We start from the raw sequence: 21,163 nt of genomic DNA, 5'->3' as shown, positions 1-21,163 counted from the left end.
CCTTTGTTAAACGTCAACCGTCACACGTCATTCGTGAAGCGTGCTTCCCAGGCGTTGGCCCTCATTCTGGCTTTCAATCCATGACGCTCTACGCTTCACATTTCACAAAGAACGTTTCCTTTTAGATACTCATGATACTGCACGGGTCAAGGAGATACCAGCCCGACACCTTTTGGCCCCGTTCCGTAGCCAAGGCGCTTCTCTCCGCTGTCCATCGGGCTACATCCGCTCCAGCGGGCCGAATCGCTGCTCCACTTCCGGCCGATCGCAGGACCAGAGCCGGTCCGTCTTATAGTTCTCAAATCGCCCGTCTGCGGCGGCGCCCGCCACCCGTCTCCGGAGTGCCTCCATCTCCTGCTCGGTCATCGGGACGAAACGCCGGGCAATGGCCAGGTTCTGGCGCAACACCTCCCGGGAATCGATTCCGCTGACCAGCGACACGATCGGCAGCGAGAGCACATAGCGGATCGCTTCCTCCACCGTCACGACACCCTGCTTGATCGGCTCGCCCTTTCCGCAAAGCGACTTCATCCCCAAGGGCGCAATGCCGCGGCGGGTCAGCTCCGGAAGGACCAGTCGTTCAAAGCTCTGATAGGAAGCGTCGAACACATTGAGCGGGAGTTGGCAGGTGTCGAATGGAAAATCATGCTTGAGGATGTTCAGATGCACGGCCGGATCCTTGTGCCCTGTGAAGCCGATGAACCGGACCTTGCCCTGCTGTTTCGCCTGGAGCAAGGCTTCCGCCGCTCCGCCGGGACGAAAGATCAGATCGGGATCGTCCTGGCACCCAACTTCGTGAATCTGCCAGAGATCCAGATAATCGGTTCTGAGCCGGCGCAAGGATTGCTCAAGGTGCAACAGGCCGATGTCCTTTCCCCGGCCGTGCGTGCACATCTTGGTCATGAGAAAGACGCGCTGGCGTTTGCCCTGCAAAGCCTTTCCCATCACCTCTTCGCTGCGGTTGTTGTAATAGTCCCAGGCATTGTCGAAAAAGGTCAGGCCGGCCTCGATCGCCTCATGCACGATCTTCGTCCCTTCCTCGTCGCTCTGCTTGATGAGGTGCCCGCCGCCCAGCACGAGGATCGGCACCTGCACCCCGGTGCGCCCCAACGGCCGATGCGGCAGGCCGCCGGTCGCCTTGCCGCCTTCGCCCTTCTCCATTCCGGCGAACACTCGGGTCATCTCGGTAACGTTTCCTGCCGCGAGGGCGGACCCGAGCAGCCCCATGCCTTTCAAGACCTGCCTTCGATCCAGTTTCATGATCGAATCATCCCCGCGTGATGTGTTGTCCTGATCCATTGGTCGTCCCCTCCGGAGAGTGCTTGCAAGATGTGTGGACGGGTCTGGTGTCCAATCATCCATTGTCTGTCGGACCCAACGGTTCCGTCGCGCCGCCGCGGCCCGGAATCGATCGCCATCACGAGGTCACTCATAGCCCCTAGGATAATCCTTTCGGAGTAGGGTATGCTGAGGTTCTTTCGAGCCCACTTTCGATCACGGAGAAGATCCATGCATGCAACGCGCTATCTCCTCATTGGCGGCGGGTTGGTCTCCAGCCAAGCCGCCAAACAGTTGCGGCAGCTTGATCCCGGCGCCTCGATCACGCTGGTGAGCGAGGAACGGCATCCGCCGTACGACCGGCCGCCGCTCTCCAAAGACTTTCTCCGAGGCGAAACGCCAGCCGACAAGCTGCTGTACGATCCAGAGCCCTATTTCCGCGAGCAGAACATTGATCTAATCCTGGGCGTGTCCGTCGAACGGCTGAATCAGCCTGACAAGACCGTCTCATTGAGTGACGGGCGCCAGATCCGGTTCGAGAAGGCCTTGCTCGCGACCGGTGGCCGACCGGTTCGGCTCAAAATTCCCGGCGCCGATCTCCCGGGCGTACACTATCTCCGCACGATCGACGATTCGGCGGCCATCGCCGCGGAGGCCAAGGCCGGGGCGAAGGCCGTGGTGGTCGGAGCCGGCTTCATCGGATTGGAACTCGCCGCCTCGCTCACGCAACGGGGCGTACAGGTCACGGTGATTGAATCCCAGCCGCGCATCTGGGCCCGCTTTGCCGATGCCACCCTGGCCCGTTTCGTCGAGCGCTATTGCACGGACCGCGGGGTGACGTTCCGGACCAACGAGTCGGTCTCCCAGATCCACCGCCACAATCAGGCGTTCGCGGTGGACCTCAAATCCGGAACCTCGCTGGCCTGTAATTTCGTCTGCATCGGCGTGGGCATCGTGCCGAATGTGGAATTGGTCCAGCAGGCAGAGCTGCAAGTCGAGAACGGCGTCGTCGTAAACGAGTATCTTGAGACCTCGCACCCGGATATTTACGCCGGGGGCGACGTGGCCAATTATCCGGACCCGCTCTTCGGCAAGCGGCGGCGCGTCGAACACTGGGGCCATGCGGAATATTGCGGCCAACTTGCCGCCCAGAACATGGCCGGCGCCCGGAACCGCTACGACCTCCTGACCTACGTCTGGTCCGACATCTTCGATCTCCATCTGGAGTTCGCGGGAGACGAAACCGAGCACGACCAGGTGCTGATCCGCGGGAGCCTCGACAAGCCGCCGTTCACGCTCTTATATCTGAAGGAACACCGCCTGCGCGCCTACTTCGCCGTCAATGCCGCGGCCAAAGATTTCCAGCCGCTACAGCGGCTGATTCGAGGCGGCACGGACCTGAGCGGCAAGGAGTCGCAGCTCCAGGATGCGGCCGTTCCCGTCAAGACGCTTCTGACATGAGCCGTCGTCCCGTCATCGCTTCCGCGCGGAATCAGCGTTCCAGTGCCTGCGAATCCTGATGGGCGCCCTCACGCTTCACGTGCTTGATCTTGTGAAGGGCCGGCCGGCTCAGGGAATACCGGTGATTCTGGAAGTACAAGGGCTGGCTGGAAGTTGGAAACTGCTGAGCCGCAGCCGGACGGATGCCGACGGCCGCAGCGCCGACGTGATGCCCTCACATCAGCGGCTGCAAGCGGGTACCTACCGGCTCACGTTCGACACCGCGACCTACTTTCAAATCCAGCGGGTTGAACCCTTCTACCCGGACATCTCTGTTGTGTTCACTGTCCGCAATCCGGCCCAGCACTACCATATCCCGCTGCTGTTGAGTCCGTTCGGCTAGGAGCCTGTCTGACGTTGCCGTTCGTTACGAGGCGAAGGAGGTGCGGTCAGATGCAAGGCCGCAGGACCGAAAACACCGGAGGTGTATTCACTGGAATACATTGAGGATGTTTTCGGGCCGAGAACGATGCAAATGGCCGCAGATCGTTCGCCGTAGTAGAAAGGTCAATGTCGGACAGGCTCCTGGAGTACCTACCGAGGAAGTTGAGCCGGCCGACTGGTCATGTGTGCGCTTATTTCTGTGCGGGAAGCTTGTGCGCCGCACCGATGCTGTCCAAGCCGGCTTGCGCGCAAGCCGCATCCAGATGGCCGCCCGGCGCGCCGCCGACTCCGATGCCCCCCACAACCTCGCCGCCGATCTCGATCGGCAACCCTCCGCCCAGGATGAGGATCTTGTCGTTCATGTCCCGGAGGCCCTGGACAGCCGGCATGCGGCCCAGCATCTCCGCCAGATCTCCGGTCGAGCCGCGCAGGCTGGCCGCCGTGTAGGCCTTCTTGCTGCTGCTCTCGACCGTGTGGGACCCGGCTCCGTCTCCGCGCGAGAACGCCCGCAACACGCCCGCCCGGTCCGCCACCGCCACGCTGACGCGATAGCCGTCCTTGGTGCATTTGTCCAACGCCGCCGCGACCGCTTTGTTCGCCATCGCCAAGGGGAGCACGGCCTCGCGAGGCAAGTCCTCGGCCATCGCCACACTTGCCATGAATCCGAATGATAGCGCCAGAACGCCGGCGAACCCACAGACTGCACGGCGAGAGAACTGCCGGCTAGATCTTCCATTCTCCATAAGTTCCTCCATAAAAGGTGAACAGTGAGGTGCGATCATACCCTGTCCGTCGGCGCTCGTCTAATAGATCGAGACGCCTTGGCCAAGACGATCAGAAATCGTCACAACCATCCCATCTTTAAGCAACTACCGACTATTTGGGATGAGGAATGATGGAGAGCAGAATGTACAAGTCGCCTTGGATCTTGAAGTAAAACCGGTAGTCGTCATCCACCCGCGCTTGCCATATATCCTGTGCCTCATCGTACTTCTTGGCCCGTAGCGAGGGATGTCGAAGATTGGAGAGGAGGAAGGCTAACTGCTTGTCGAACTTCGCTTGCCGGTGCTTAGAAAGCTTCTGATACTGTTTGCGAAAACGAAGCGTGAAGGACGCCGTCATGCGGTCCGACGGCGCAGGGCACGGATCGTTGCCTGAGCGGTGGAGAAAGGACCTTTGACGCGTCCGCGCTTGACCTCGTCAAGCGCCAACGTCAATTCGCGGTCAATGGCACGCTTCGGAACCAACATAATTTTCTTTCCTTCGACTTTTGCGTCAAGTAGATCGCCTACAGCTACGCCGGCTTTCGCGAGTAGCTGAGCAGGAAGCGTGACGCGGTAATGCGATTTCACCTTGACAACGGCCACTTGAGCTTCCCTTTCGGGGGACCACAAGAGATAGCCAAACGCAAGTCCAACTATAGGGTCACAGATTCACGCTGTCAACGAACAGTGAACCGATAGGTAGGACTGACCGCTTGAACACTGCGGGCTCGTTGATCCGGCCTTTAGCCCCTTGCGATGTCGCTGTCGCAGCAGCGGATCTGCATGGGCCGCGGCATTTCAGGCGCTCTGGAAGCGGGTCATCTTGGCGAACAGAATCGCCGCGAAGGGGAGGGCCAGGCTGATGACGAGTTGGGTGATCAGCAGCATGCCGAGGTCGCTGTAATCCGCCGGCGTCTGCACCATCCCCGTGGCGGGATCGCGCATCTCGCGGGTGACGATGAAGATCTGATTGAGGTACTTCGTGCCGAGCTGGCTCAACGACAGCGCCAGATTCGTGAAGGAGGCCATGACCGCGAAGAACGTGGCTTTCAGATTCGCCGGGGCTGAGTTGGCGATCCAGGCCAGCATCGGAATCATCGAGATCTGGCCCAGCGGGGATTCCAGCGCCGTGTCCACCAGCGCGATGAATCGCGCGTCCACCACGCCGCCGGTCATGCGCGCGGTCCATTCGTGGAGGCCGTAGTACATGCTGACGATCGGCACCGAGAGCACGACTCCCATCAGCGTCAAGAAGCCGACCACGTAAACAATCGAGCGTTCCGCCATGAACCGCCGAAAGATAAACATGCCGGCGAGGGTCAGGCTGCTGCCGATCAGCGAGAGGACCGACAGAAATTCCTGGTCGAACTTCAGCTCGTCGATCATCCACCAGGTCTGGCCAGGCCCCGGACCGGGAACGGCCCGGAACATGAAGATCACCGTGGCGGTCCCAACGAGCGTCGCGCGCGCAGAGGGCTCCAGCTCGTTCGTTAACCGGACCAGGAGAAAGCCTACGATGCCGAGCGACCCCGCGAACACGATTTCTTCGCTGTAGGGAAACCGGCCGAGCCCCACGGTCAGCGTAAACAGGGCGAACAGGAGGCTGCCGCCGAGAATCCACCAATTGGGTTTCGCGGCTCCGCCTTCCTCCCCATGCACGCTCGTCATCGCCCGGATCTGTTCCACGCTGTAGCCTTGAGCCCGCAGGCGGCGCCGATCGCGCCGCTTGATCAGGGCGGCGACGGCGATTCCCATCACGGACACCGCCGGGATGACCAGCGCCATCAGGTAGACCTGTTGATAAATGCCCACGATCTCGCTCTGTGGACGCCCTTCGACGCCGCGAAAGAGATAGAGGTTGATGAGCGCCACAAGCACGCCGCCGCCGATGATCGCCACGCGCCCCAGCGTCTGCATCGTCGTGTGCATGAGCTTGCGGGTCCGGTCGTCGAACGGACGGCCCCGCTCGTCCACCCGAGGGACCGCTTCGACCGTCATGGCATCGGCGACGGTATCCTGAATCACGTACCCGATCGGCGCCAGGAGCACGCTCAGGATGTACCAGGCTTCGGCGGACATGATGGCGGTCATCTCGTCCCGATGGCCGATCAGAGCCGCCATGATCGAGAGGCTGGCTGCGAGCAGTCCCGCCCCCACGCAAATCAACCAGCTCTTCCACCGCCAGAGCAGATCCACAAGATGGCCCATCGGCATTTTCAACGCCCAGGGGATGCCGGCCCAAAAGCCCAGCGCGGCGAGAAATGCCGCGGAGAGGCCGAGATACTCCTTCACGAAAAAGGTGCCGACGATGCCGGTCAATCCGGAAATGCCGTAGGCCATATAGACCATGAGCGGCGGCAGGTAGGAGAGGCGCATCTCGCGCCCCAGTTCCAGGATGTTGCGGTCGATCCAGCGAGCGAGGGAGGTGAGCATGAGACTGGTGGGCTAGGAAACCATCGTCGTGTGGCGCCGCTCGATCAGGTCGCGAAGGCGGCGCTGCATTTCCTCGGCGGGGAGGTGAACACGATGGCCGTGACCGGCCAAGACCCACTCAAAGCGCACATCGGCAAGCTTGGCAATGGAGGCCAGCAAGTGGTCCTGATTCCAGACCAACTGCCGCGGCGCAGCCAGTCTCCGCTCCGCAGGGTCCCACCAAAGGTGATCGCCGGTGAAGAGGAATCGGCTCTTATACAGCAAGGCCTGGCTTCCGGGCGTGTGGCCCGGCACGTGGATAATCTCAAAGTCAGACCCTATCGCCTGCCGATTCTCTATGTCCACGATCCATTCCGCATCGGGCATCGCGTCCGCGTCGGCGCGGTGGATGATTCGGATCGACCGGAAGTGCGCCGCATACTTGGCCGCATCGGCCACATCATCCTCATGGGTAAGAAATATATAACGAAGGCCGCCCATTCGCTGAAATACCTCGACCAGATGTCTGATGTACCGTGGCGAATCAACCAGCCAGTTCCCATCCGGATGCGTGACGAAGTAACTGTTCGCGCCGAACGATTTCTCCGAATTGAACCCGCAATAGTACACGCCGCCTTCGAGGGGCAGGGGAAAGCCGGCTTTGGCGTCCTGCCAGAGAACCTTGTCGCTGTGTTGCGTGCCAATCGACCCGGTCGGGCAGGCGAGCAGCGCCTGGTAGGCCTTGTAAAGCTGAATCGCTCCCTCCGGCTGCCGCCTCACCGCGGAAAACTCGCCGACCTCCTCGAAACTGTCCGGCGCCAACTGCCGGCAGGTGTCGCAGTTGATACAGGTCGCATCGACGAAGAAATTCCCCTCGACGTTCGTGCTCAATCGTTTCCGCGCATCCGCCATCGAATTATCCGTTCGTCTCTACGCGCTCGCCGAAGCAGGCGCTCAGCTCGTGATCGGAGAGCGCAATGCCGAAATGGTCCGCCAGCATCGCCCGGTAGGCTTCCGGCGTCTTGAGCGCCTCGGTCTGCGATTGGCCATCATGCCGGATTTTGAGGGCCCGGTTCTGCAGAATGATCCGCCCGTTCGGCGTCGGCTTCGTACATAGCCGTTTTTGGGTAAACAGCGACTCCGGCGAGTGGGAGTGAAAGTAATTGGCATAGGTATAGTCCACCGGCAAATAGGACTCGGCCGTGAACGAGTACATCGGCTCCCAGACGTCCTTGACCAGACAGTCGAGCCGATATTCTTGCCGATATCCCCGCCGAGATTCGCTCCGATCCTCACCCTGCTCCACGGTCGTCACTCGAAACCGATCCGCATATTGCCGCTCCTCATGGCCGGCGGCCAGTGGAATGGCCGCGATCAAGCCGTTGCCGCCGAATCCAACGTCGGCGATCCACCGTTCGCCTCCGGTCTCGACGAGCAGCACCCGATGGCTGAGCGGGCCGACCTCCGTCTGGCCCCATAACACCCGCGCCATCAGATGGCGTACGGAAAACCCCAGGCGCTCCAGCAACAGGGCAAAGAGCCCGTTCAATTCGAAACAATAGCCTCCCCGTCGCCGTCGCACGATCTTGTCGAACAGCGACGCAGGATCGAGGGAGATAGTCCTTCCCAGATGAATGTCGAGATTCTCGAATGGCACGGCGAAGGCATGGGCCGCATGCAGCATGCGCAGAGTCTCGGCTGTCGCCTCGTGCGGCCCATGATAGCCGATGCGGTCCAGATAGGCTGTCACCTCCATCGTCGAATCGCGCTCCCTCCTATGCAGCCGTTCACGAACCGGCCCCGATCGCCGCCCGGCTTTCGCGCCGGCCGTGGCTTGAGCCGGGATGTCGCACGAGCGGGTACTTTCGCTGCCGCCAGGCGTCGATGCCCCCCTCCAACGGCCGAACCTGATGGATGCCGTTCCGCTTGAGCTTCAGCGCCGTCCGGGCGCTGCTGACCTCGTTCGGACAGGCACAATAGAGAATGATCTCCCGGTCCTTCGGGATTTCATGGTACCGCCCGTCGATATCCTCCAGCGCCATATGGATCGCTCCCGGAATCATGTCCGGATCGGCCTGCACGTCCCGCGCATGCCGGACATCGATCACCGTCAGTGGTTCCTCCGCGTCCAACCTGGCCTTGAGCTCGTCAACGGACATCTTGGCCATCCGAAGCTGCCGCAGGAAGCGCCTGCGCTGGAGAAACTTGTAGGCGACATACACGAGCAAGGCGCCGAGGAGCAGCAGGACGGCCCGGCTGCCCAGATCCGCGAGCCCGGTGACCACGCGGTCCAATTGATCGCTGAACAGATGGCCGAGCCCGACGCACAGCCCGGCCCAGATGAGCGCCCCGGCCACATCGTAGACCAGAAATTTTACCAGTCCCATGCCGAAGATGCCCGCCATGGGCGGCGCGACCGTGCTCAGACCGGGCACGAATTTCGCCACGAGAAGGGAACGTGTGCCGTGTAGAAAAAACAGGTTCTCCGTCTTGCGCACGCAGGAGTCCGGCTCGAGCGAGATCCGGCAGAGCCAGCCCAGCACCTGCCAGCCGCGGACGCGGCCGAGCCAGAACCAGAAGATGTCCGCGGGCAGGGACGCGGCGACCGGGAGCAGCAACGCGGCGGCAAGGGACATCTTGCCCTGTCCGACCATCGCACCGGCCGCGACCAGCAGGGGAATGGCGGGGATGGGCAGTCCGATCTGCTCAAACAGTACGGTCCAGAAGAGGACCGCTTCCTTGTGCTCGGCGAGAAATTGAGCCCCGCTCTCCACGCTCGCTCCTTCCGGCGTCGAACGTCCGGTGTTCAGACGGGCTTGACGTTGATCACAAGCCGGAGACGGCCGGCTCTTGGCGAACGGCGACGGGACCGGGCGACGTCGAGTCGGCGCGCTGAGCAGGATGCTCCTCCGGCGACCAGCCTCCGCCCAGCGCCTTGTAGAGTTGGACGACCGAGACCAGATGAAGGCGGTGCGTGCCGGTGAGCGCCAGTTCGGCCTCAAACAGGTTGCGCTGCGCGATCAGCACGTCGAGGTAATTGGCGAGCCCGCCCTTGTACCGCAAGTTCGCCAGACGCAAGGCCGAGCGGAGCGCCTCCACCTGCTGCGCCTGCGCCTCCCGCTGCTCGCGGGCTGTCCGGACCGCCACCAGCGCGTCCTCCACTTCCCTGAAAGCCACCAATATGGACTGCTCATAGCTGGCCAGGGCCTGGCGCGCCTGCGCTTCGGTCGCCTCCTGTTGAAATCCGAGAATCTGCGCGTTCAACAGCGGACCCGCCAGGCTTGGTCCGACTACGCCGAAGTCGCTGCCGTTCGTGAAGAGCTGGGAGAGCTTGGGATTCGCGACGCCCAGAATGCCGGTGAGCGACAGCTTGGGAAATCGATCCGCCTTGGCCATGCCGATCCGCGCGGTGGCCGCCGCCAGTTGCTGCTCGGCCACAAGCACATCCGGCCGTCGCTGCAACAGTTCCGACGGGAGGCCGGGGGGGACGGCCGGAGGGATCACCTGTTCCGTGAGCGACCGGCCGCGCGTGATCTGGCCGGGATTTCTGCCGAGCAGCACGCTGAGCTGATTTTCTTTCTGGACCATCTGCCGCTCGAACTCGGCCGCGCGGGCGGCGGCGTTCGCCCGCTCCGCTTCGAACTGATCGGCGTCCAGTTTGGCGATCACCCCTTGGCGCAGCCTGGCCTGAGCGATGCGCACGGATTCTTCCCAGGATTGCAGAGTGCGCTTCGCGATATCCAACTGCATGTCGAACTGAAGCAGGTCGAAATAGGCTTGCGCCACGCTGCTGACCAGCTCCAGCACCACCGCCCGCTGATTTTCATCCTTGGACAGCAGGTCGCCCCGCGCCGCCTCATTGGACCGGCGGATGCGCCCCCAAATGTCCAACTCCCAAGAGAGGTTGCCTTGAATATAGTAGTTGAACGGGTTGGGAAAGCCTGGAAATAGAAAGGTCGCATTGCGCCCGAACGACGGCGCATTCACGACCCCGTCGAGCTTCGGGGCATAGTCCATCCTCGAGATGAACAGGCGCGACTCGAATTCCTCCACGGTCGCCACCGCTCGCTTCAGATCCTTGTTTTCCTCCAGCGAGATCCGGATAAGTTTCTGAAGTTCTTCGTCGCGCAGCAATTCCCACCAGGGCAGATTGGCAATGGACGGTCCGGCGCTGCCCGCCTCCATCATGCGAAACTTCTGCATGGTCGTGACGGACGGACGGGAATAGTCCGGACCGACGGCACAGGCGGTGGTGAAGAGGAACAGGAACGGGACCACGATCTTACGCATGTTGAAACTCCTCCTCTTCGGCTTCGGATGGAGCCGGCAACACCTCGGGCGGCCGAGGCTTGCGCCCGATCAAACGGCGGCTCACCTTTTGGATCAGGACGAAGAACAGCGGCACGAAGAAAATGGCCAGGAAGGTGGCCGCCAGCATGCCGCCGAACACGCCGGTGCCGATGGAATGGCGGCTGGCGGCTCCCGCGCCGCTCGCAAACACCAACGGGACCACACCCAAAATAAAGGCCATCGACGTCATGATGATCGGGCGGAACCGCAGCCTGGCGGCCTCCAGCGCCGCCTCCCAGGGAGCCATGCCGGCTTCGACTCGGTGATTGGCGAACTCGACGATCAGAATGGCGTTCTTGGCCGAGAGGCCGATCAAGGTGACGAGCCCGATCTGAAAATAGATGTCGTTGGCCTGTCCGCTCACCCACACGGCGGTCATCGCGCCGAACACGCCGAACGGCACGGCCAGGATCACGGCGAACGGAACCGACCAGCTCTCATACTGGGCGGCCAAGACCAAGAACACCATCAGCAATCCGAACGCGAACGCAAAGACCGACTCCGATCCCGCCTTCTGTTCCTGATAGGAAATGCCGCTCCAATCGATTCCGTAGCCTTGCGGCACCAACACCTCCTGCGCCACGCGTTCCAGCGCCTCCAACGCCTGCCCGGAGCTGAACCCCGGGGCCGCGGTTCCCAAGACCAGGGCCGTGTTGAAGCCGTTGAAGTGGGTCACGGGATCGGGTCCGCTGGTGTACTCGGCGGTCACCACCGTATCCAGCGGAATCATCCTCGACCCTTGGGGGCCCTGAGCCCGGACATAGATTTTGCTGATGTCCTCGGGCGTCGAGCGATAGTGGGCGTCGGCCTCGGTCTGCACCCGGTACACCCGGCCGAACTTCACGAAGTCGTTGATGTACAGGTTCCCGAAGAAGGCCTGCATCGTATCGAACACTTCCGAGATCGGCACGCCCAGCGACTTGGCCCGTTCGCGGTTGATCTTCGCGTTCAACCGGGGGGCGCTCACCCGGAAGCTCGTCCCGATGGCGCCGATGCCCGGCGTCTGCCGGGCTTTTTGAATGAAGGCCTGGGTCACCTCTGCGAACTTGTTGAAGTCCCCGCCGCTCGGATCCTGGACCTGAAGCGAGAAGCCGCCGGTCGCCCCGAGCCCGCGGATCGGCGGCGCATTGAAGGCGAGAATCAAGGCCTCGGGAATTTTGGCGAATTCGCCGTAGGCGGCGCCGATCAGCGCGTTCACATGCTGGTGAGGCGCTTGCCGTTCGTCCCAATGATGCAGCGGCAAAAACATCGTGGCTGCGTTGGGGCCTCGCGTGTTGAACACGAAATTCTGGCCCGATAGCGCATCCGTGGAATGGATGGACGGATTGGCCAGAAAATATCGTTCGATCTTTTCGAGCACGGCATCCGTCCGTTGCTTCGACGCGCCGTCCGGCAGTTGGACAACCGTGATGAAGTAGCCCTGATCCTCCTCCGGGAGAAAACTGCTCGGGATCATGCGGAACATTCCGATGGCCGCCACGACCAGCACGGCGAAGATGGCGAGCGCCACCGCCGAGCGTTTCATGACGGTCCCCACGACCTTCGTATAACGGTCGCGCGTCCAGTCGAAGACCCGGTTGAACCGGGCGAAGAATCCCCGCTGCGGCCGGTGCTCCGACTTCAGCACCAAGGAGCAGAGGGCGGGACTCAGCGTGAGCGCGACAAATCCGGAAATGACGACGGCGATGGCGATCGTGATCGCAAACTGCTTATACAGTTCGCCCGTGATGCCGCCCAAGAATCCCACCGGGACGAACACGGCGCAGAGCACGAGCACGATGGCGATGACAGGTCCCGTGACCTCGGTCATCGCCTTCATCGCCGCCGCCTTGGGCGACAGCCCGCCTTCGCGCATGTGTCGTTCGACGTTCTCCACGACCACGATCGCGTCGTCCACCACGATGCCGATTACGAGGACCATCCCGAAGAGCGTCAACGTGTTGATCGAGAACCCCAGGGCCTGCAACCCGATGAAGGCGCCGATCAGCGAGACCGGCACCGCCACGGCCGGGATGAGCGTGGCCCGCCAGGTTTGGAGGAACAGGTAGACGACCAAGATCACCAGAATCATGGCCTCGCCGAGCGTCTTGACGACCTCCTTGATGGAGACCTCGATGAACTTGGTCGTGTCGTACGGGACGTCGTAGGACACGCCCGGCGGAAAGTTCTTGGACACCGACGCCATCTCTTCGCGGATGCGCTTGACGGTCTCCAGCGCGTTGGCGCCGGGGGAGAGGAACGTGAGCAGAAACACATTGGGTTTGCCGTTCCACCGGCCTTCGAGCGTGTAGGATTGCGCGCCCAGCTCGATCCTGGCGACGTCCTTCAAGCGGATCATCGAGCCGTTGGGCAGGGCCCGGACGATCAGGTCTTCAAAATCCCTGACCTCGGTGAGGCGTCCCTGCGTGATGACCGGAATGGTCAGCTCGGTGCCTTTGAGCGCCGGCTCCCGGCCGATCACCCCGGCCGGGAAATCCCGATTCTGTTCCCGGACCACGTTGGCGATGTCGGTCGGCGTCAGGTTGAGCTGGGCCATCCTGACCGGGTCGAGAATGAGGCGCATCGAATAGTTCGCGCTGCCGAACACGAACGCATCGCCCACGCCTTTCAGCCGTTTGAGATTGTCGATCACGCGGAGAATGGCGTAGTTGGACAGGTAGATCGTGTCGTGCGTGGGATCGCTGGAGCTGAGCGCCACCACGGCCAGCAGGTCCGGCGAGACTTTCTTGACGGAGATGCCTTGCCGGACCACTTCCGGCGGCAATTGCGGCTCCGCAAGCTTCTGCCGGTTCTGGGTCTGGACCTGCGCGATGTCCACGTCCGTCCCGATCTCGAACGTGAGCTTGATCGTCATGTGGCCGTCGTTGGTGCTGGTCGAGTCGTAGTACAGCAGGTTGTCGATGCCCGGCAGTTGCACCTCGATCGGGCGCGCGACGGAATCCGCCACGACCTCCGCGCTGGCGCCGGGATAATCGGCATCGATCTGCACCACCGGCGGCGTGATCTCCGGAAACTGCGCGACCGGCAAGGCCTGCAAGGCCACCAGGCCGATCACGACGATGATGATCGACAATACGGACGCGAAGATGGGACGTTGGATGAAGAAATGCGAGGTCATGAGGTCTGCTCCGCCTTCGCATCGGGCGGGGGCTCGCCGGATCGGTTTGCAGGCGAGTCCGATGGCCGGCCGGACGCCGGCGCCGGCTCGACGCCTTCGTCGGCCCCTCCTGCGGGCCGATCGATCGGAATCGGCTTCACCGGCGCGCCGGGCTGCACGCGGTGCACGCCTTCGACGATCACCCGCTCGCCGCTCTTGATCCCCTCTTCAACCAGCCACTGGCTGCCTTGCCAACTGGTCGCCTGGACCGGGCGAATCTCCACCTTGTCTCCCTCTCCGACGACGAAGACGATGGGGCCCTTCGGCCCCTGCTGCACCGCCCGCTGCGGAACCAGAATGGCCGCCGGTCTCGTGTACCCCTTGACCCGCACCTTGACGAACTGTCCGGGGAGCAGGGCGCCGCTCGGATTGGAGAAGATGAATCGCGCGTCGCGGGCGCCGGTTTCGGTCCGCAGGCCAACGTCCAGCAGATCCAGCACCCCTTCCTGCGGATAGGTCGAGCCGTCGGCGAAGGTAATGACGGCCTTGAGCCGGTATTGGTCCGGCTGCTCCACCTGCCCGGCGGCCAACTCGCGGCGCTGTTGCAGGATAAAGGTTTCCGGCAGACTCGCCGTCACATACATCGGATCGATCTGGTGAATGACGGTCAACAAGTCGGTCTGGGCCGACACGAGCCGGCCTTCATAGACTCTGGTCCGCTCGATCATCCCGCTGATCGGGGCGGTGATGAGCGTGTTGTCCAGATCGAACTTGGCCTTGACCAACTGCCCCTTGGCCGCCTCCAGCGCCGCCTTGGCCGCCAACTCCTCCGCCACCGCATCGTCCACGTCCTTCTGGCTCACAGCCTGCTCCGCCAACAGCGGCTTGACGCGGGCGAGGTTCTGCTTGGCCTGCACCAAGCGCGCCTCCGCCTGCGCGACCGTGGCCTTGGCCGTGACGACTGCGGCTTCGAACGGCACGGGATCGATGCGGTACAGCTTGGCGCCCTGCTTGACGCTCCGGCCCTCCTTGAAGAACCGCTCCTTGATGATCCCCGTGACCTGGGAACGGATCTCGACCGGACGGGAGGACTCCGACTGCCCCACGAACTCCGGCTCCTCGGCCAGCGACTGGGTCGTCACCGTCGTCACCTGAACCTCAGGCGGACCGGGGGCGGGCAACGAGGCCGCCTCCTGTTTGCAAGCCGCCAGCCCGGCCCCGAGGCTTAACGCCAAGGCCCCTACGTGGATCAACTGGTGAACCGCCTTACCCATGCCGATATTCTCCAATAAGCATTACTGATGCGTCTTGCATACGATCGCTCCAAGCGGCGCGCGTCAATTCTAGCGACGGCCTCCGGCGACAACAAGCCTAATCTCGGGCCTTGGGACTGCATCGGCAGGCGACGCGACGGATGTCAGTGGCGTTGCCCTGCCGAACCAATCGATCGATCCCGCGAGCGATTCCGGCATGACTCGGTCACATCGTCGACGATCGCCCTGGTCAGACAGCCTCCCGCGCGAAACGTCACGCCTTGCCGGCAGAGGGAGGCCAAGAGCTCCTTGCCGTCGGCGTCGATGTAGGTGGTCTCATTCAGATCGATCACCGCGGTTTCCCGCTCGGACGGCTCCGTCTGAGCCCAGCACTGCTCCAACTCGCGCACCCATGGACCCATCAATTTCCCGGCCAGCGCGAACGTCGTGCCTTGTGGGTCCCGCGATACCGTAATCTTCAGCATGATCTCCTGCCCTCGCCCGCGTCGTATTGATATTGATATTCCGCCGCTTCTTCCGCGTCCAGACCTGTCATCCGTGAGACGCCTCGACGGACGTCCTCACCCGCCGCTGTGCCGCTCCATCCACCGACGAATGTGCTCGACGGCTTCAGCCTTTTGCTCGGGCGTGAGGCTCGCATGCCACTCCGCCACCTTGGGCAGCACCTTGTCCATCGTCTGGCGTTGCAACGCTTGATGCTGCTCAAACAGCCGGGCCAATTTGGCCTGGTCCAATCGATCGCTCTGAATTTGTGCGAGGAGCGCCTCCAGCAGCGCCCGATGTTCCTCTTGGGCCGCCGCGCGCGCAGCCAGGAATTCCTCCTTCGCCGCGGCGAGCTTGGCCTTCTGTGGGGCGTTCAATTCCAACTCCTTGGCGACCTTGTCGGCCATCCACTGAGCCCGCTCGGCCGGACTCTGGTGGCGATGGCAGGCCGACGCGGTCAGCGTGGCGGCTGCCAGCACGGCGAAGAAGATGGTTTTCAGCAGGGTCTGCGATTTCATTGGCGGCTCCCTTCGTGGATCGTGAACGATAGAGACAGATCGCGCGTGCTGATCGACGCACTTGCCATTGTCGTCATTGTCCGGAGTGCGGGCGGCGCACGGGCGCCGGTTTCCCGGCCCAATCCTTGGCCAGGACGCCGATGAGCCACAACGGCAATCCGAGCAGCAACAGATACCATCCGGCCCAAAGCATGATCGCGTTCGTGATATTCATGCTGTCACCCCTTTCTCTGCATCTATGACTTGTCTGGTTCGTTTGTTCCCGTTGTTGTGGTTCAGCAAGGGCCGTTCCTGCTTTCTCGTCGAACCGACCGTTCATAACCCATTGACAACTGGTCCGTATTGGACTCTGCCATATAACCACGCACACCTAGCATGGCCTGGTCGATGCCGACTGATCGTCACCTGCCGAGAATTCGGCACCAGACGATTCTGTGCTTGGGAGATGGAACGGTTGAAGGGGATTGGGGACTGTTTTTGGATTCGAGCCCGCGATGCGGCGTAGTCCTCGGACGTGATCAGGAAGATCCGGGGTGGCGAGTTGGACTCAGACGCCTCGCCTCACAGCCAGCAGGTAGAGCTTCTCCAATTGGACCTCGAACTCGCAGGGTCTTCGCGTCAAGGTTTCCTCCACGTAAAGCCGGCTTCCGTCAGATATTCCGCCAACTCCGCCGGTTCGAAGAGCGTGGCATCCAGAGAGACGGACTGCCCGAACCGCTCATCGACATGAAGGTCCTGTTGCCCCAGATGGCACCCCACCAGGAGGCGTCCGTTCTTTCCAAGGACGCGCGCCATGTCCCGGAGCACCGGCACCACGGCATCCCGGCGAAGATGAATCAGCGAGTAGAAGGCCACGATCCCTCCCAACGAACCGGCAGGCAGGTCGAGCGCGCGCATGTCGCCTACCTGGAATGGAATCGCGGGGTATCGGCGCCTCGCAGGTCGATCATGCGGGGTGAGAGGTCGATCCCGAAGACTTGGACCCCACGCAGACGCAGATACGCTGCGACGTAGCCCGGTCCGCAACCAAGGTCGCAGACAGGACCGTGAACCGATTCCGCAAACCGGTTCAACAGGGCTTGATCGAAGGGCGCGCGACCGAGATCATCGGCGTAGGCTTCGGCATAGAGATCAGCGATTCTGTCGTAATCACCGACGAGATCAGGATTCCAATCTCCATCACGTTTCGCCACGTCATCGTCCGGCGGATGGTCAACCGCCTTGTCGCTCATGCGCCCGGCAACCACCGCCGCTCATGGACGAAAGGCTTCCCCTGATCCTAATCGCCGGACGTCGATGAGGCAGCTCATGACATCCCTAGCGTCTTCTGCCACAGTCAGCTCGACAGGACGCTGACTCCGCGCATGGAGGCGAATGCCGAGACCTTCCGTCTCACTGGACCAGCCCGTCTCGATCCACAGCCGATAGGGCACGAAGGTGCATCGCCCCCGCATCGCCGGCCTGCGGCACGCCTGTCCCGAATTGATCCGGGAGAGAGAAACCCGCTCGGCATAGCGGGCCACCAGGCGCCGGGCATCGACGACCAGGACGACTTGCGGCCGCGGTTCGCAGGCGCGCCTCTGCCGGTTGAGCCGATCCGCATCCAACCAGAAGAACACCTGCGAATTGATCAGTTCGTACCATTCCGGCGGCGTGAGGCCGACCAGACAGGTCGCCAGCGAACGTTCGGGGAGCGGCTTCTGGTCGCGCACCTGCACGCCGTTCGGCAAGGTGGTGTGTTCGAGACGCTGGCACCGCTCGATCCGTTCCCGCTCTGTTCCTTGGAGACCGGCCAGATCGAGCAGGACCTTCGTGCTCAATAGCCCACTGAGGCAAATAGACGGCCAGTTCGCCGCTTCGGCCAGGTGATAGACACGCGCCGGAAGCGTCCTCGACCTCATCGGGTCACCCGGACGTCATCGGTTCATACAAGCCGGGAGATCGATCGTGTCATGACGCATCCACCAAAACTTTGAACCCGCCATAGACCATGCGCTTCACGTCGAACGGCATGTCTTTTGGATCACACATCGTCGCGATGCGCGGGTCTTTCATGACCTTCGCGTTAACGCGGTCCCGATGCGCTCGCGATTTATAGACGATGTACGAGAACACCACTGTTTCGCCGGGCTTGGCCCTGGCGCTTTTCAGAAATGGAACGCCCATCTTGGTATGGAGATCGTCGCCGGCGCATTCTTTATAGTCCAGCGCGCCGTGTTCTCGCCAGATCTTCCCCGCCTTCTGAGCCAGACGGCGGTAGGCATTCAAGTTCTTCTTCGGAACGGGCAAGACAAATCCATCGACGTAGCGGGCCATGCCACCCTCCTTTGGATACGTGCTGACGAGACGAACACCCTATCGATAGCCGGTCGCGTCGGCCGGCTTTCCGGCATCGACCACTTCCCGCAGATATCGCCACGCGTCGGGACGGGAGCCGTCGAGGTCGGTAAAGCGATAGACTTGCGCCAGTTGGCCGCTGGACAGCGATTGCCCGTTCCAACGCGAGCGATTCGGATCTGCCGCAAGGGCCGCCACGGCGCGCCCGATGAAACGGGGACTCTCGGAGATCACGAAATGCGGCACGTTCGCCGTGGCGTCCCGCCAATTCTCTTCGCTCACGCCGAATGCGTCCAACATGATCTCCGAACGCAACCATCCGGGCGTGATGGCCACCGAGGTCGCGCCATGGGGGGCGAGGTCCTTGGCATGGGCCCAGGCCATGCGCGTCACCGCGATCTTCGCGAGGTCATAGAACGGGTTGATCCGATAGTGCTCCGCATTGTACTCGGCCGTGCCGTCCGTCACCTCGACCAGGAGGCCTCCCGGACGCTCGATCAACAGCGGCAGGGCATAGTGCGCCGTGATCAGATGCGTGTGAATGCCGAGGCTGAGCATCCGCAACCCATTCCGGAGATCATGTTTCCAGACCGGTGTGTCCCATTCCTTGAGCTGCTCTCCGCCCCAGATGTCATTGACGAGGACATCAAGACGTCCCTGCTCGGCGCGGATGCGATCGATCAGCCTCTCGACCTCCTCCGCGACGAGATGATCCACCTGAACGGGGATGCCATGGCCGCCGGATGCCGAGACAAGCTCGGCCGTTTCTTCGATGGTTTCCGGCCTGGCGTATTCGGACGGCCGGCCCCGCGCGGTCCGCCCGGTCACATAGACCGTGGCGCCGACCGCGCCCAATTCGACCGCGATCCCCCGGCCCGCGCCGCGCGTTCCACCCGCAACCAAGGCGACCGTTCCGACAAGCGACATCAGACCTTCCACTTACCCCCAAGTCGTGCGTGTCCACATTCCGCTACGGTTTCCGCTTATACGTGATCTCCATCATCTTCGTTTCCTTCTGGCCGTGGTGCGCTCCGTACATATCGAATGTCTGGGTGTGGTCGTCGATGATCTTCCAAACCGCCCGATGGGTCATCTTGCCTCCGCCCGGCTCAGGATGCGACCCTTTCAGCGTGATGGTCTTGCCGTCGGCGCTGGCCGTGCCTTCCATGATGAAGATGCCCGTGCCCATCGAATCCATCCAGGCCGTCACGTACTTCTTGGTCATGTTGTCGTAGGCGTCGATGCCGATTCCGGAGAAGGGTTGCCCCATCATCTGGCCATGGTATTCCTGGTAGAGAAAGCGGCCATCCAGCAACATCTTCATGTCCGCGGTGCCGCTCGATTCCGTCGGCGGCTTGCCCGGCTCCAGCCATTCCTTGGTGGTGGTCGTCCAGCTCCCGGCGAGACTCGCAAAGAGCTTGTGCGGCTCGCCGGGCTGGGCGAGTTTCTTCCACAGTTCCATCATGGCCTGGGGGTCCATCTGCTTCTCCGCCTTCTTCTCTTTGGCCAGGGCGGGGGAGGCCATGACCAGCAGGCACACACACATGAATATAGTGGATACGAAACGCATAGGCGCCTCCTTGTGATCGAGTGATGCGCACCGTCGCTGAAACGATGCGCTTGGACAATCCTCATGCAGGCGAGCGGCCCCTTCGGTGGAGCGGATAGCCGCCGATCGTTCGCCGCGGTCGAAGGCCATGGTCCGGACAGGCTCCTTACCCGCAAGCCTTCCGCGCCGCCGCTTGCAGTTCTTCCGGCTTCACATCGCGAACGTGCGTGGCGACCGACCAGTGGTGCCCGAAGGGGTCTTCGAGTTTACCGTAGCGATCCCCCCAGAACGTGTCTTCAACCGGCATCGTCACTTTCGCCCCGGCTGCCACGGCTTGTTTGAAGCACGCGTCCACGTCCTGGACATACAGATGGATCGTGACCGGCGAACCCTTGAGGGACTTCGGCCCGAACGAATGCCAATCGGGAAATTCATCGACAAGCAGGACGGCCGAATCACCGATTCGGATATGGGCATGGAGGAGTTTGCCTCCTAGTCCCGGCACTCTCCCCAGTTCCACGGCATTGAAGGCCTTCTTGTAAAATTCGATGGCGTCCGCCGCGCCGGCGCAGACCAAGTGCGGGGTGACCGTATGCATCCCGTCCGGGATCGGTTTGACTTGGGGCTGGCTCATCGTCATGTCTCCTTGCGGTGATGGGTTTTCATCAGAAAGTCTGGGGCAGCTCAATTTCCCTACGGTATCCTCGGCACCACCCGCCATTGTCCCTTGGTTCCAATGGCCCTCTGCGGTCTAGTTCTTTATCGTTCGCTGAATCTGCTCGGCTTGCGCGCGTATCCGCTCCTCCTGTTCCCTGAGTTCCGGCGTAAACTCGGCGCCGAAGTCTTCCGCCTCGAACACCTGGCGAATCTCGATCTCCGATTCGCCTTCATGGGGATTCGGGCAGCGCTTGACCCACTCGATCGCCTCTTCCTTCGACTTGCACTGCCACAGCCAGTAGCCGGCGATCAGCTCTTTCGTTTCGGTAAAGGGCCCGTCGATCACCGTCCGCGTGCTTCCGGAGAACTTGACGCGCGCGCCCTTCGAACTGGGCTGAAGTCCCTCCCCCGCCAGCATCACGCCGGCCTTCACCAGCTCTTCGTTGAATTTGCCCATTTCGGCTAAAAGTTTCGTGCTCGGCATCACGCCCGCTTCCGACTCCTTGGTGGCCTTGACGATGATCATGAATCGCATGACGCTCTCCTTTTTGGCTTCCCCC

Annotated in this window: 24 protein-coding genes; 2 read left to right on the top strand and 22 right to left on the bottom strand. The window is 62.2% G+C overall.

Annotation, left to right across the window (positions count from 1 at the left end; translation table 11 throughout):
- Positions 1–219: 219 nt before the first annotated feature.
- Positions 220–1,260, bottom strand: coding sequence for an aldo/keto reductase (locus QWI75_RS00965; protein ID WP_289266812.1), 1,041 nt, complete (start codon positions 1,258–1,260; stop codon positions 220–222).
- 249 nt (positions 1,261–1,509) lie between these two features.
- On the opposite strand from QWI75_RS00965, the gene QWI75_RS00960 reads away from it, so the two are divergent.
- Both QWI75_RS00960 and uraH read left to right on the top strand, forming a co-directional pair.
- On the top strand, positions 1,510–2,739 hold the full coding sequence (locus tag QWI75_RS00960; RefSeq protein ID WP_289266811.1) for an NAD(P)/FAD-dependent oxidoreductase: 1,230 nt from the start codon (positions 1,510–1,512) through the stop codon (positions 2,737–2,739).
- Between the two features lie 58 nt (positions 2,740–2,797).
- The gene (gene uraH / locus QWI75_RS00955) at positions 2,798–3,121 is read left to right on the top strand and encodes a hydroxyisourate hydrolase (protein ID WP_289266810.1); all 324 of its coding nucleotides are present in this window, start codon (positions 2,798–2,800) and stop codon (positions 3,119–3,121) included.
- Between the two features lie 232 nt (positions 3,122–3,353).
- Here the strand turns inward: uraH and QWI75_RS00950 are convergent, their stop codons facing one another.
- The 21 genes from QWI75_RS00950 to QWI75_RS00855 all read right to left on the bottom strand — a co-directional run bounded on the left by QWI75_RS00950 (position 3,354) and on the right by QWI75_RS00855 (position 21,138).
- A complete protein-coding gene (locus QWI75_RS00950; protein ID WP_289266809.1) occupies positions 3,354–3,821 on the bottom strand; it encodes a GlcG/HbpS family heme-binding protein in 468 nt (155 codons plus the stop codon).
- Between the two features lie 217 nt (positions 3,822–4,038).
- Positions 4,039–4,284 (bottom strand): type II toxin-antitoxin system RelE family toxin, encoded by a 246-nt coding sequence (locus tag QWI75_RS00945; RefSeq protein WP_289266808.1) that lies wholly within the window; start codon positions 4,282–4,284, stop codon positions 4,039–4,041.
- On the bottom strand, positions 4,281–4,529 hold the full coding sequence (locus QWI75_RS00940; RefSeq protein ID WP_289266807.1) for an AbrB/MazE/SpoVT family DNA-binding domain-containing protein: 249 nt from the start codon (positions 4,527–4,529) through the stop codon (positions 4,281–4,283). The genes QWI75_RS00945 and QWI75_RS00940 overlap by 4 nt, the downstream gene beginning before the upstream one ends.
- Positions 4,530–4,724: 195 nt before the next feature.
- Complete coding sequence (locus QWI75_RS00935) at positions 4,725–6,359, bottom strand: MFS transporter (protein ID WP_289266806.1); 1,635 nt, start codon at positions 6,357–6,359, stop codon at positions 4,725–4,727.
- Positions 6,360–6,371: 12 nt separating this feature from the next.
- Positions 6,372–7,250, bottom strand: coding sequence for an MBL fold metallo-hydrolase (locus QWI75_RS00930; RefSeq protein WP_289266805.1), 879 nt, complete (start codon positions 7,248–7,250; stop codon positions 6,372–6,374).
- A gap of 4 nt (positions 7,251–7,254) precedes the next feature.
- Positions 7,255–8,094, bottom strand: a complete 840-nt coding sequence (locus QWI75_RS00925; protein ID WP_289266804.1) for an arylamine N-acetyltransferase family protein — start codon at positions 8,092–8,094, stop codon at positions 7,255–7,257.
- A gap of 31 nt (positions 8,095–8,125) precedes the next feature.
- Positions 8,126–9,112, bottom strand: coding sequence for a rhodanese-like domain-containing protein (locus tag QWI75_RS00920; RefSeq protein WP_289266803.1), 987 nt, complete (start codon positions 9,110–9,112; stop codon positions 8,126–8,128).
- 52 nt (positions 9,113–9,164) lie between these two features.
- Entirely contained in the window at positions 9,165–10,628 is a 1,464-nt protein-coding gene (locus QWI75_RS00915) for an efflux transporter outer membrane subunit (RefSeq protein ID WP_289266802.1), read from the bottom strand.
- Complete coding sequence (locus QWI75_RS00910) at positions 10,621–13,806, bottom strand: efflux RND transporter permease subunit (RefSeq protein WP_289266801.1); 3,186 nt, start codon at positions 13,804–13,806, stop codon at positions 10,621–10,623. The genes QWI75_RS00915 and QWI75_RS00910 overlap by 8 nt, the downstream gene beginning before the upstream one ends.
- Positions 13,803–15,059, bottom strand: coding sequence for an efflux RND transporter periplasmic adaptor subunit (locus QWI75_RS00905; RefSeq protein ID WP_289266800.1), 1,257 nt, complete (start codon positions 15,057–15,059; stop codon positions 13,803–13,805). Before QWI75_RS00905 ends, QWI75_RS00910 begins: the two co-directional genes overlap by 4 nt.
- A 143-nt stretch (positions 15,060–15,202) precedes the next feature.
- Positions 15,203–15,523, bottom strand: coding sequence for a hypothetical protein (locus QWI75_RS00900; protein WP_289266799.1), 321 nt, complete (start codon positions 15,521–15,523; stop codon positions 15,203–15,205).
- 96 nt (positions 15,524–15,619) lie between these two features.
- Positions 15,620–16,060 carry a Spy/CpxP family protein refolding chaperone gene (locus QWI75_RS00895; protein ID WP_289266798.1) on the bottom strand — a complete coding sequence of 147 codons (441 nt, stop codon included), beginning with the start codon at positions 16,058–16,060 and terminating at the stop codon, positions 15,620–15,622.
- A gap of 73 nt (positions 16,061–16,133) precedes the next feature.
- Positions 16,134–16,274 carry a hypothetical protein gene (locus QWI75_RS00890; RefSeq protein WP_289266797.1) on the bottom strand — a complete coding sequence of 47 codons (141 nt, stop codon included), beginning with the start codon at positions 16,272–16,274 and terminating at the stop codon, positions 16,134–16,136.
- A gap of 404 nt (positions 16,275–16,678) precedes the next feature.
- On the bottom strand, positions 16,679–16,957 hold the full coding sequence (locus tag QWI75_RS22580; protein WP_370693535.1) for a class I SAM-dependent methyltransferase: 279 nt from the start codon (positions 16,955–16,957) through the stop codon (positions 16,679–16,681).
- Between the two features lie 5 nt (positions 16,958–16,962).
- Positions 16,963–17,292: a methyltransferase domain-containing protein gene (locus tag QWI75_RS22575; protein ID WP_370693534.1), complete on the bottom strand. Its 330-nt coding sequence runs from the start codon at positions 17,290–17,292 to the stop codon at positions 16,963–16,965.
- 21 nt (positions 17,293–17,313) lie between these two features.
- The gene (locus QWI75_RS00880; protein ID WP_289266796.1) at positions 17,314–17,961 is read right to left on the bottom strand and encodes a DUF7002 family protein; all 648 of its coding nucleotides are present in this window, start codon (positions 17,959–17,961) and stop codon (positions 17,314–17,316) included.
- A 49-nt stretch (positions 17,962–18,010) separates the two neighbouring features.
- On the bottom strand, positions 18,011–18,376 hold the full coding sequence (locus QWI75_RS00875) for a DUF1428 domain-containing protein (protein WP_289266795.1): 366 nt from the start codon (positions 18,374–18,376) through the stop codon (positions 18,011–18,013).
- Positions 18,377–18,415: 39 nt separating this feature from the next.
- A complete protein-coding gene (locus QWI75_RS00870; RefSeq protein WP_289266794.1) occupies positions 18,416–19,324 on the bottom strand; it encodes an SDR family oxidoreductase in 909 nt (302 codons plus the stop codon).
- Between the two features lie 43 nt (positions 19,325–19,367).
- Positions 19,368–19,967, bottom strand: a complete 600-nt coding sequence (locus QWI75_RS00865) for a DUF1579 domain-containing protein (protein ID WP_289266793.1) — start codon at positions 19,965–19,967, stop codon at positions 19,368–19,370.
- A gap of 145 nt (positions 19,968–20,112) precedes the next feature.
- Positions 20,113–20,580, bottom strand: a complete 468-nt coding sequence (locus tag QWI75_RS00860) for a VOC family protein (protein WP_289266792.1) — start codon at positions 20,578–20,580, stop codon at positions 20,113–20,115.
- A gap of 117 nt (positions 20,581–20,697) precedes the next feature.
- Positions 20,698–21,138: a YciI family protein gene (locus tag QWI75_RS00855; protein WP_289266791.1), complete on the bottom strand. Its 441-nt coding sequence runs from the start codon at positions 21,136–21,138 to the stop codon at positions 20,698–20,700.
- Between the last annotated feature and the right edge of the window lie 25 nt (positions 21,139–21,163).

It is taken from the genome of Nitrospira tepida, from assembly GCF_947241125.1.
Lineage (GTDB): Bacteria > Nitrospirota > Nitrospiria > Nitrospirales > Nitrospiraceae > Nitrospira_G > Nitrospira_G tepida.
The sequence above is the reverse complement of the archived record's forward strand: the minus strand, read 5'-3'. Positions and strand labels throughout refer to the sequence as shown.

Bases quoted from the DNA above. Each gene is read 5' to 3' on its own strand.
- QWI75_RS00965 (WP_289266812.1), bottom strand. From the start codon at position 1,260: ATGAAACTGGATCGAAGGCAGGTCTTGAAAGGCATGGGGCTGCTCGGG.
- QWI75_RS00960 (WP_289266811.1), top strand. From the start codon at position 1,510: ATGCATGCAACGCGCTATCTCCTCATTGGCGGCGGGTTGGTCTCCAGC.
- uraH (WP_289266810.1), top strand. From the start codon at position 2,798: ATGGGCGCCCTCACGCTTCACGTGCTTGATCTTGTGAAGGGCCGGCCG.
- QWI75_RS00950 (WP_289266809.1), bottom strand. From the start codon at position 3,821: ATGGCAAGTGTGGCGATGGCCGAGGACTTGCCTCGCGAGGCCGTGCTC.
- QWI75_RS00945 (WP_289266808.1), bottom strand. From the start codon at position 4,284: ATGACGGCGTCCTTCACGCTTCGTTTTCGCAAACAGTATCAGAAGCTT.
- QWI75_RS00935 (WP_289266806.1), bottom strand. From the start codon at position 6,359: ATGCTCACCTCCCTCGCTCGCTGGATCGACCGCAACATCCTGGAACTG.
- QWI75_RS00930 (WP_289266805.1), bottom strand. From the start codon at position 7,250: ATGGCGGATGCGCGGAAACGATTGAGCACGAACGTCGAGGGGAATTTC.
- QWI75_RS00925 (WP_289266804.1), bottom strand. From the start codon at position 8,094: ATGGAGGTGACAGCCTATCTGGACCGCATCGGCTATCATGGGCCGCAC.
- QWI75_RS00915 (WP_289266802.1), bottom strand. From the start codon at position 10,628: ATGCGTAAGATCGTGGTCCCGTTCCTGTTCCTCTTCACCACCGCCTGT.
- QWI75_RS00910 (WP_289266801.1), bottom strand. From the start codon at position 13,806: ATGACCTCGCATTTCTTCATCCAACGTCCCATCTTCGCGTCCGTATTG.
- QWI75_RS00905 (WP_289266800.1), bottom strand. From the start codon at position 15,059: ATGGGTAAGGCGGTTCACCAGTTGATCCACGTAGGGGCCTTGGCGTTA.
- QWI75_RS00900 (WP_289266799.1), bottom strand. From the start codon at position 15,523: ATGCTGAAGATTACGGTATCGCGGGACCCACAAGGCACGACGTTCGCG.
- QWI75_RS00895 (WP_289266798.1), bottom strand. From the start codon at position 16,060: ATGAAATCGCAGACCCTGCTGAAAACCATCTTCTTCGCCGTGCTGGCA.
- QWI75_RS00890 (WP_289266797.1), bottom strand. From the start codon at position 16,274: ATGAATATCACGAACGCGATCATGCTTTGGGCCGGATGGTATCTGTTG.
- QWI75_RS22580 (WP_370693535.1), bottom strand. From the start codon at position 16,957: ATGCGCGCGCTCGACCTGCCTGCCGGTTCGTTGGGAGGGATCGTGGCC.
- QWI75_RS22575 (WP_370693534.1), bottom strand. From the start codon at position 17,292: ATGAGCGACAAGGCGGTTGACCATCCGCCGGACGATGACGTGGCGAAA.
- QWI75_RS00880 (WP_289266796.1), bottom strand. From the start codon at position 17,961: ATGAGGTCGAGGACGCTTCCGGCGCGTGTCTATCACCTGGCCGAAGCG.
- QWI75_RS00875 (WP_289266795.1), bottom strand. From the start codon at position 18,376: ATGGCCCGCTACGTCGATGGATTTGTCTTGCCCGTTCCGAAGAAGAAC.
- QWI75_RS00870 (WP_289266794.1), bottom strand. From the start codon at position 19,324: ATGTCGCTTGTCGGAACGGTCGCCTTGGTTGCGGGTGGAACGCGCGGC.
- QWI75_RS00865 (WP_289266793.1), bottom strand. From the start codon at position 19,967: ATGCGTTTCGTATCCACTATATTCATGTGTGTGTGCCTGCTGGTCATG.
- QWI75_RS00860 (WP_289266792.1), bottom strand. From the start codon at position 20,580: ATGAGCCAGCCCCAAGTCAAACCGATCCCGGACGGGATGCATACGGTC.
- QWI75_RS00855 (WP_289266791.1), bottom strand. From the start codon at position 21,138: ATGCGATTCATGATCATCGTCAAGGCCACCAAGGAGTCGGAAGCGGGC.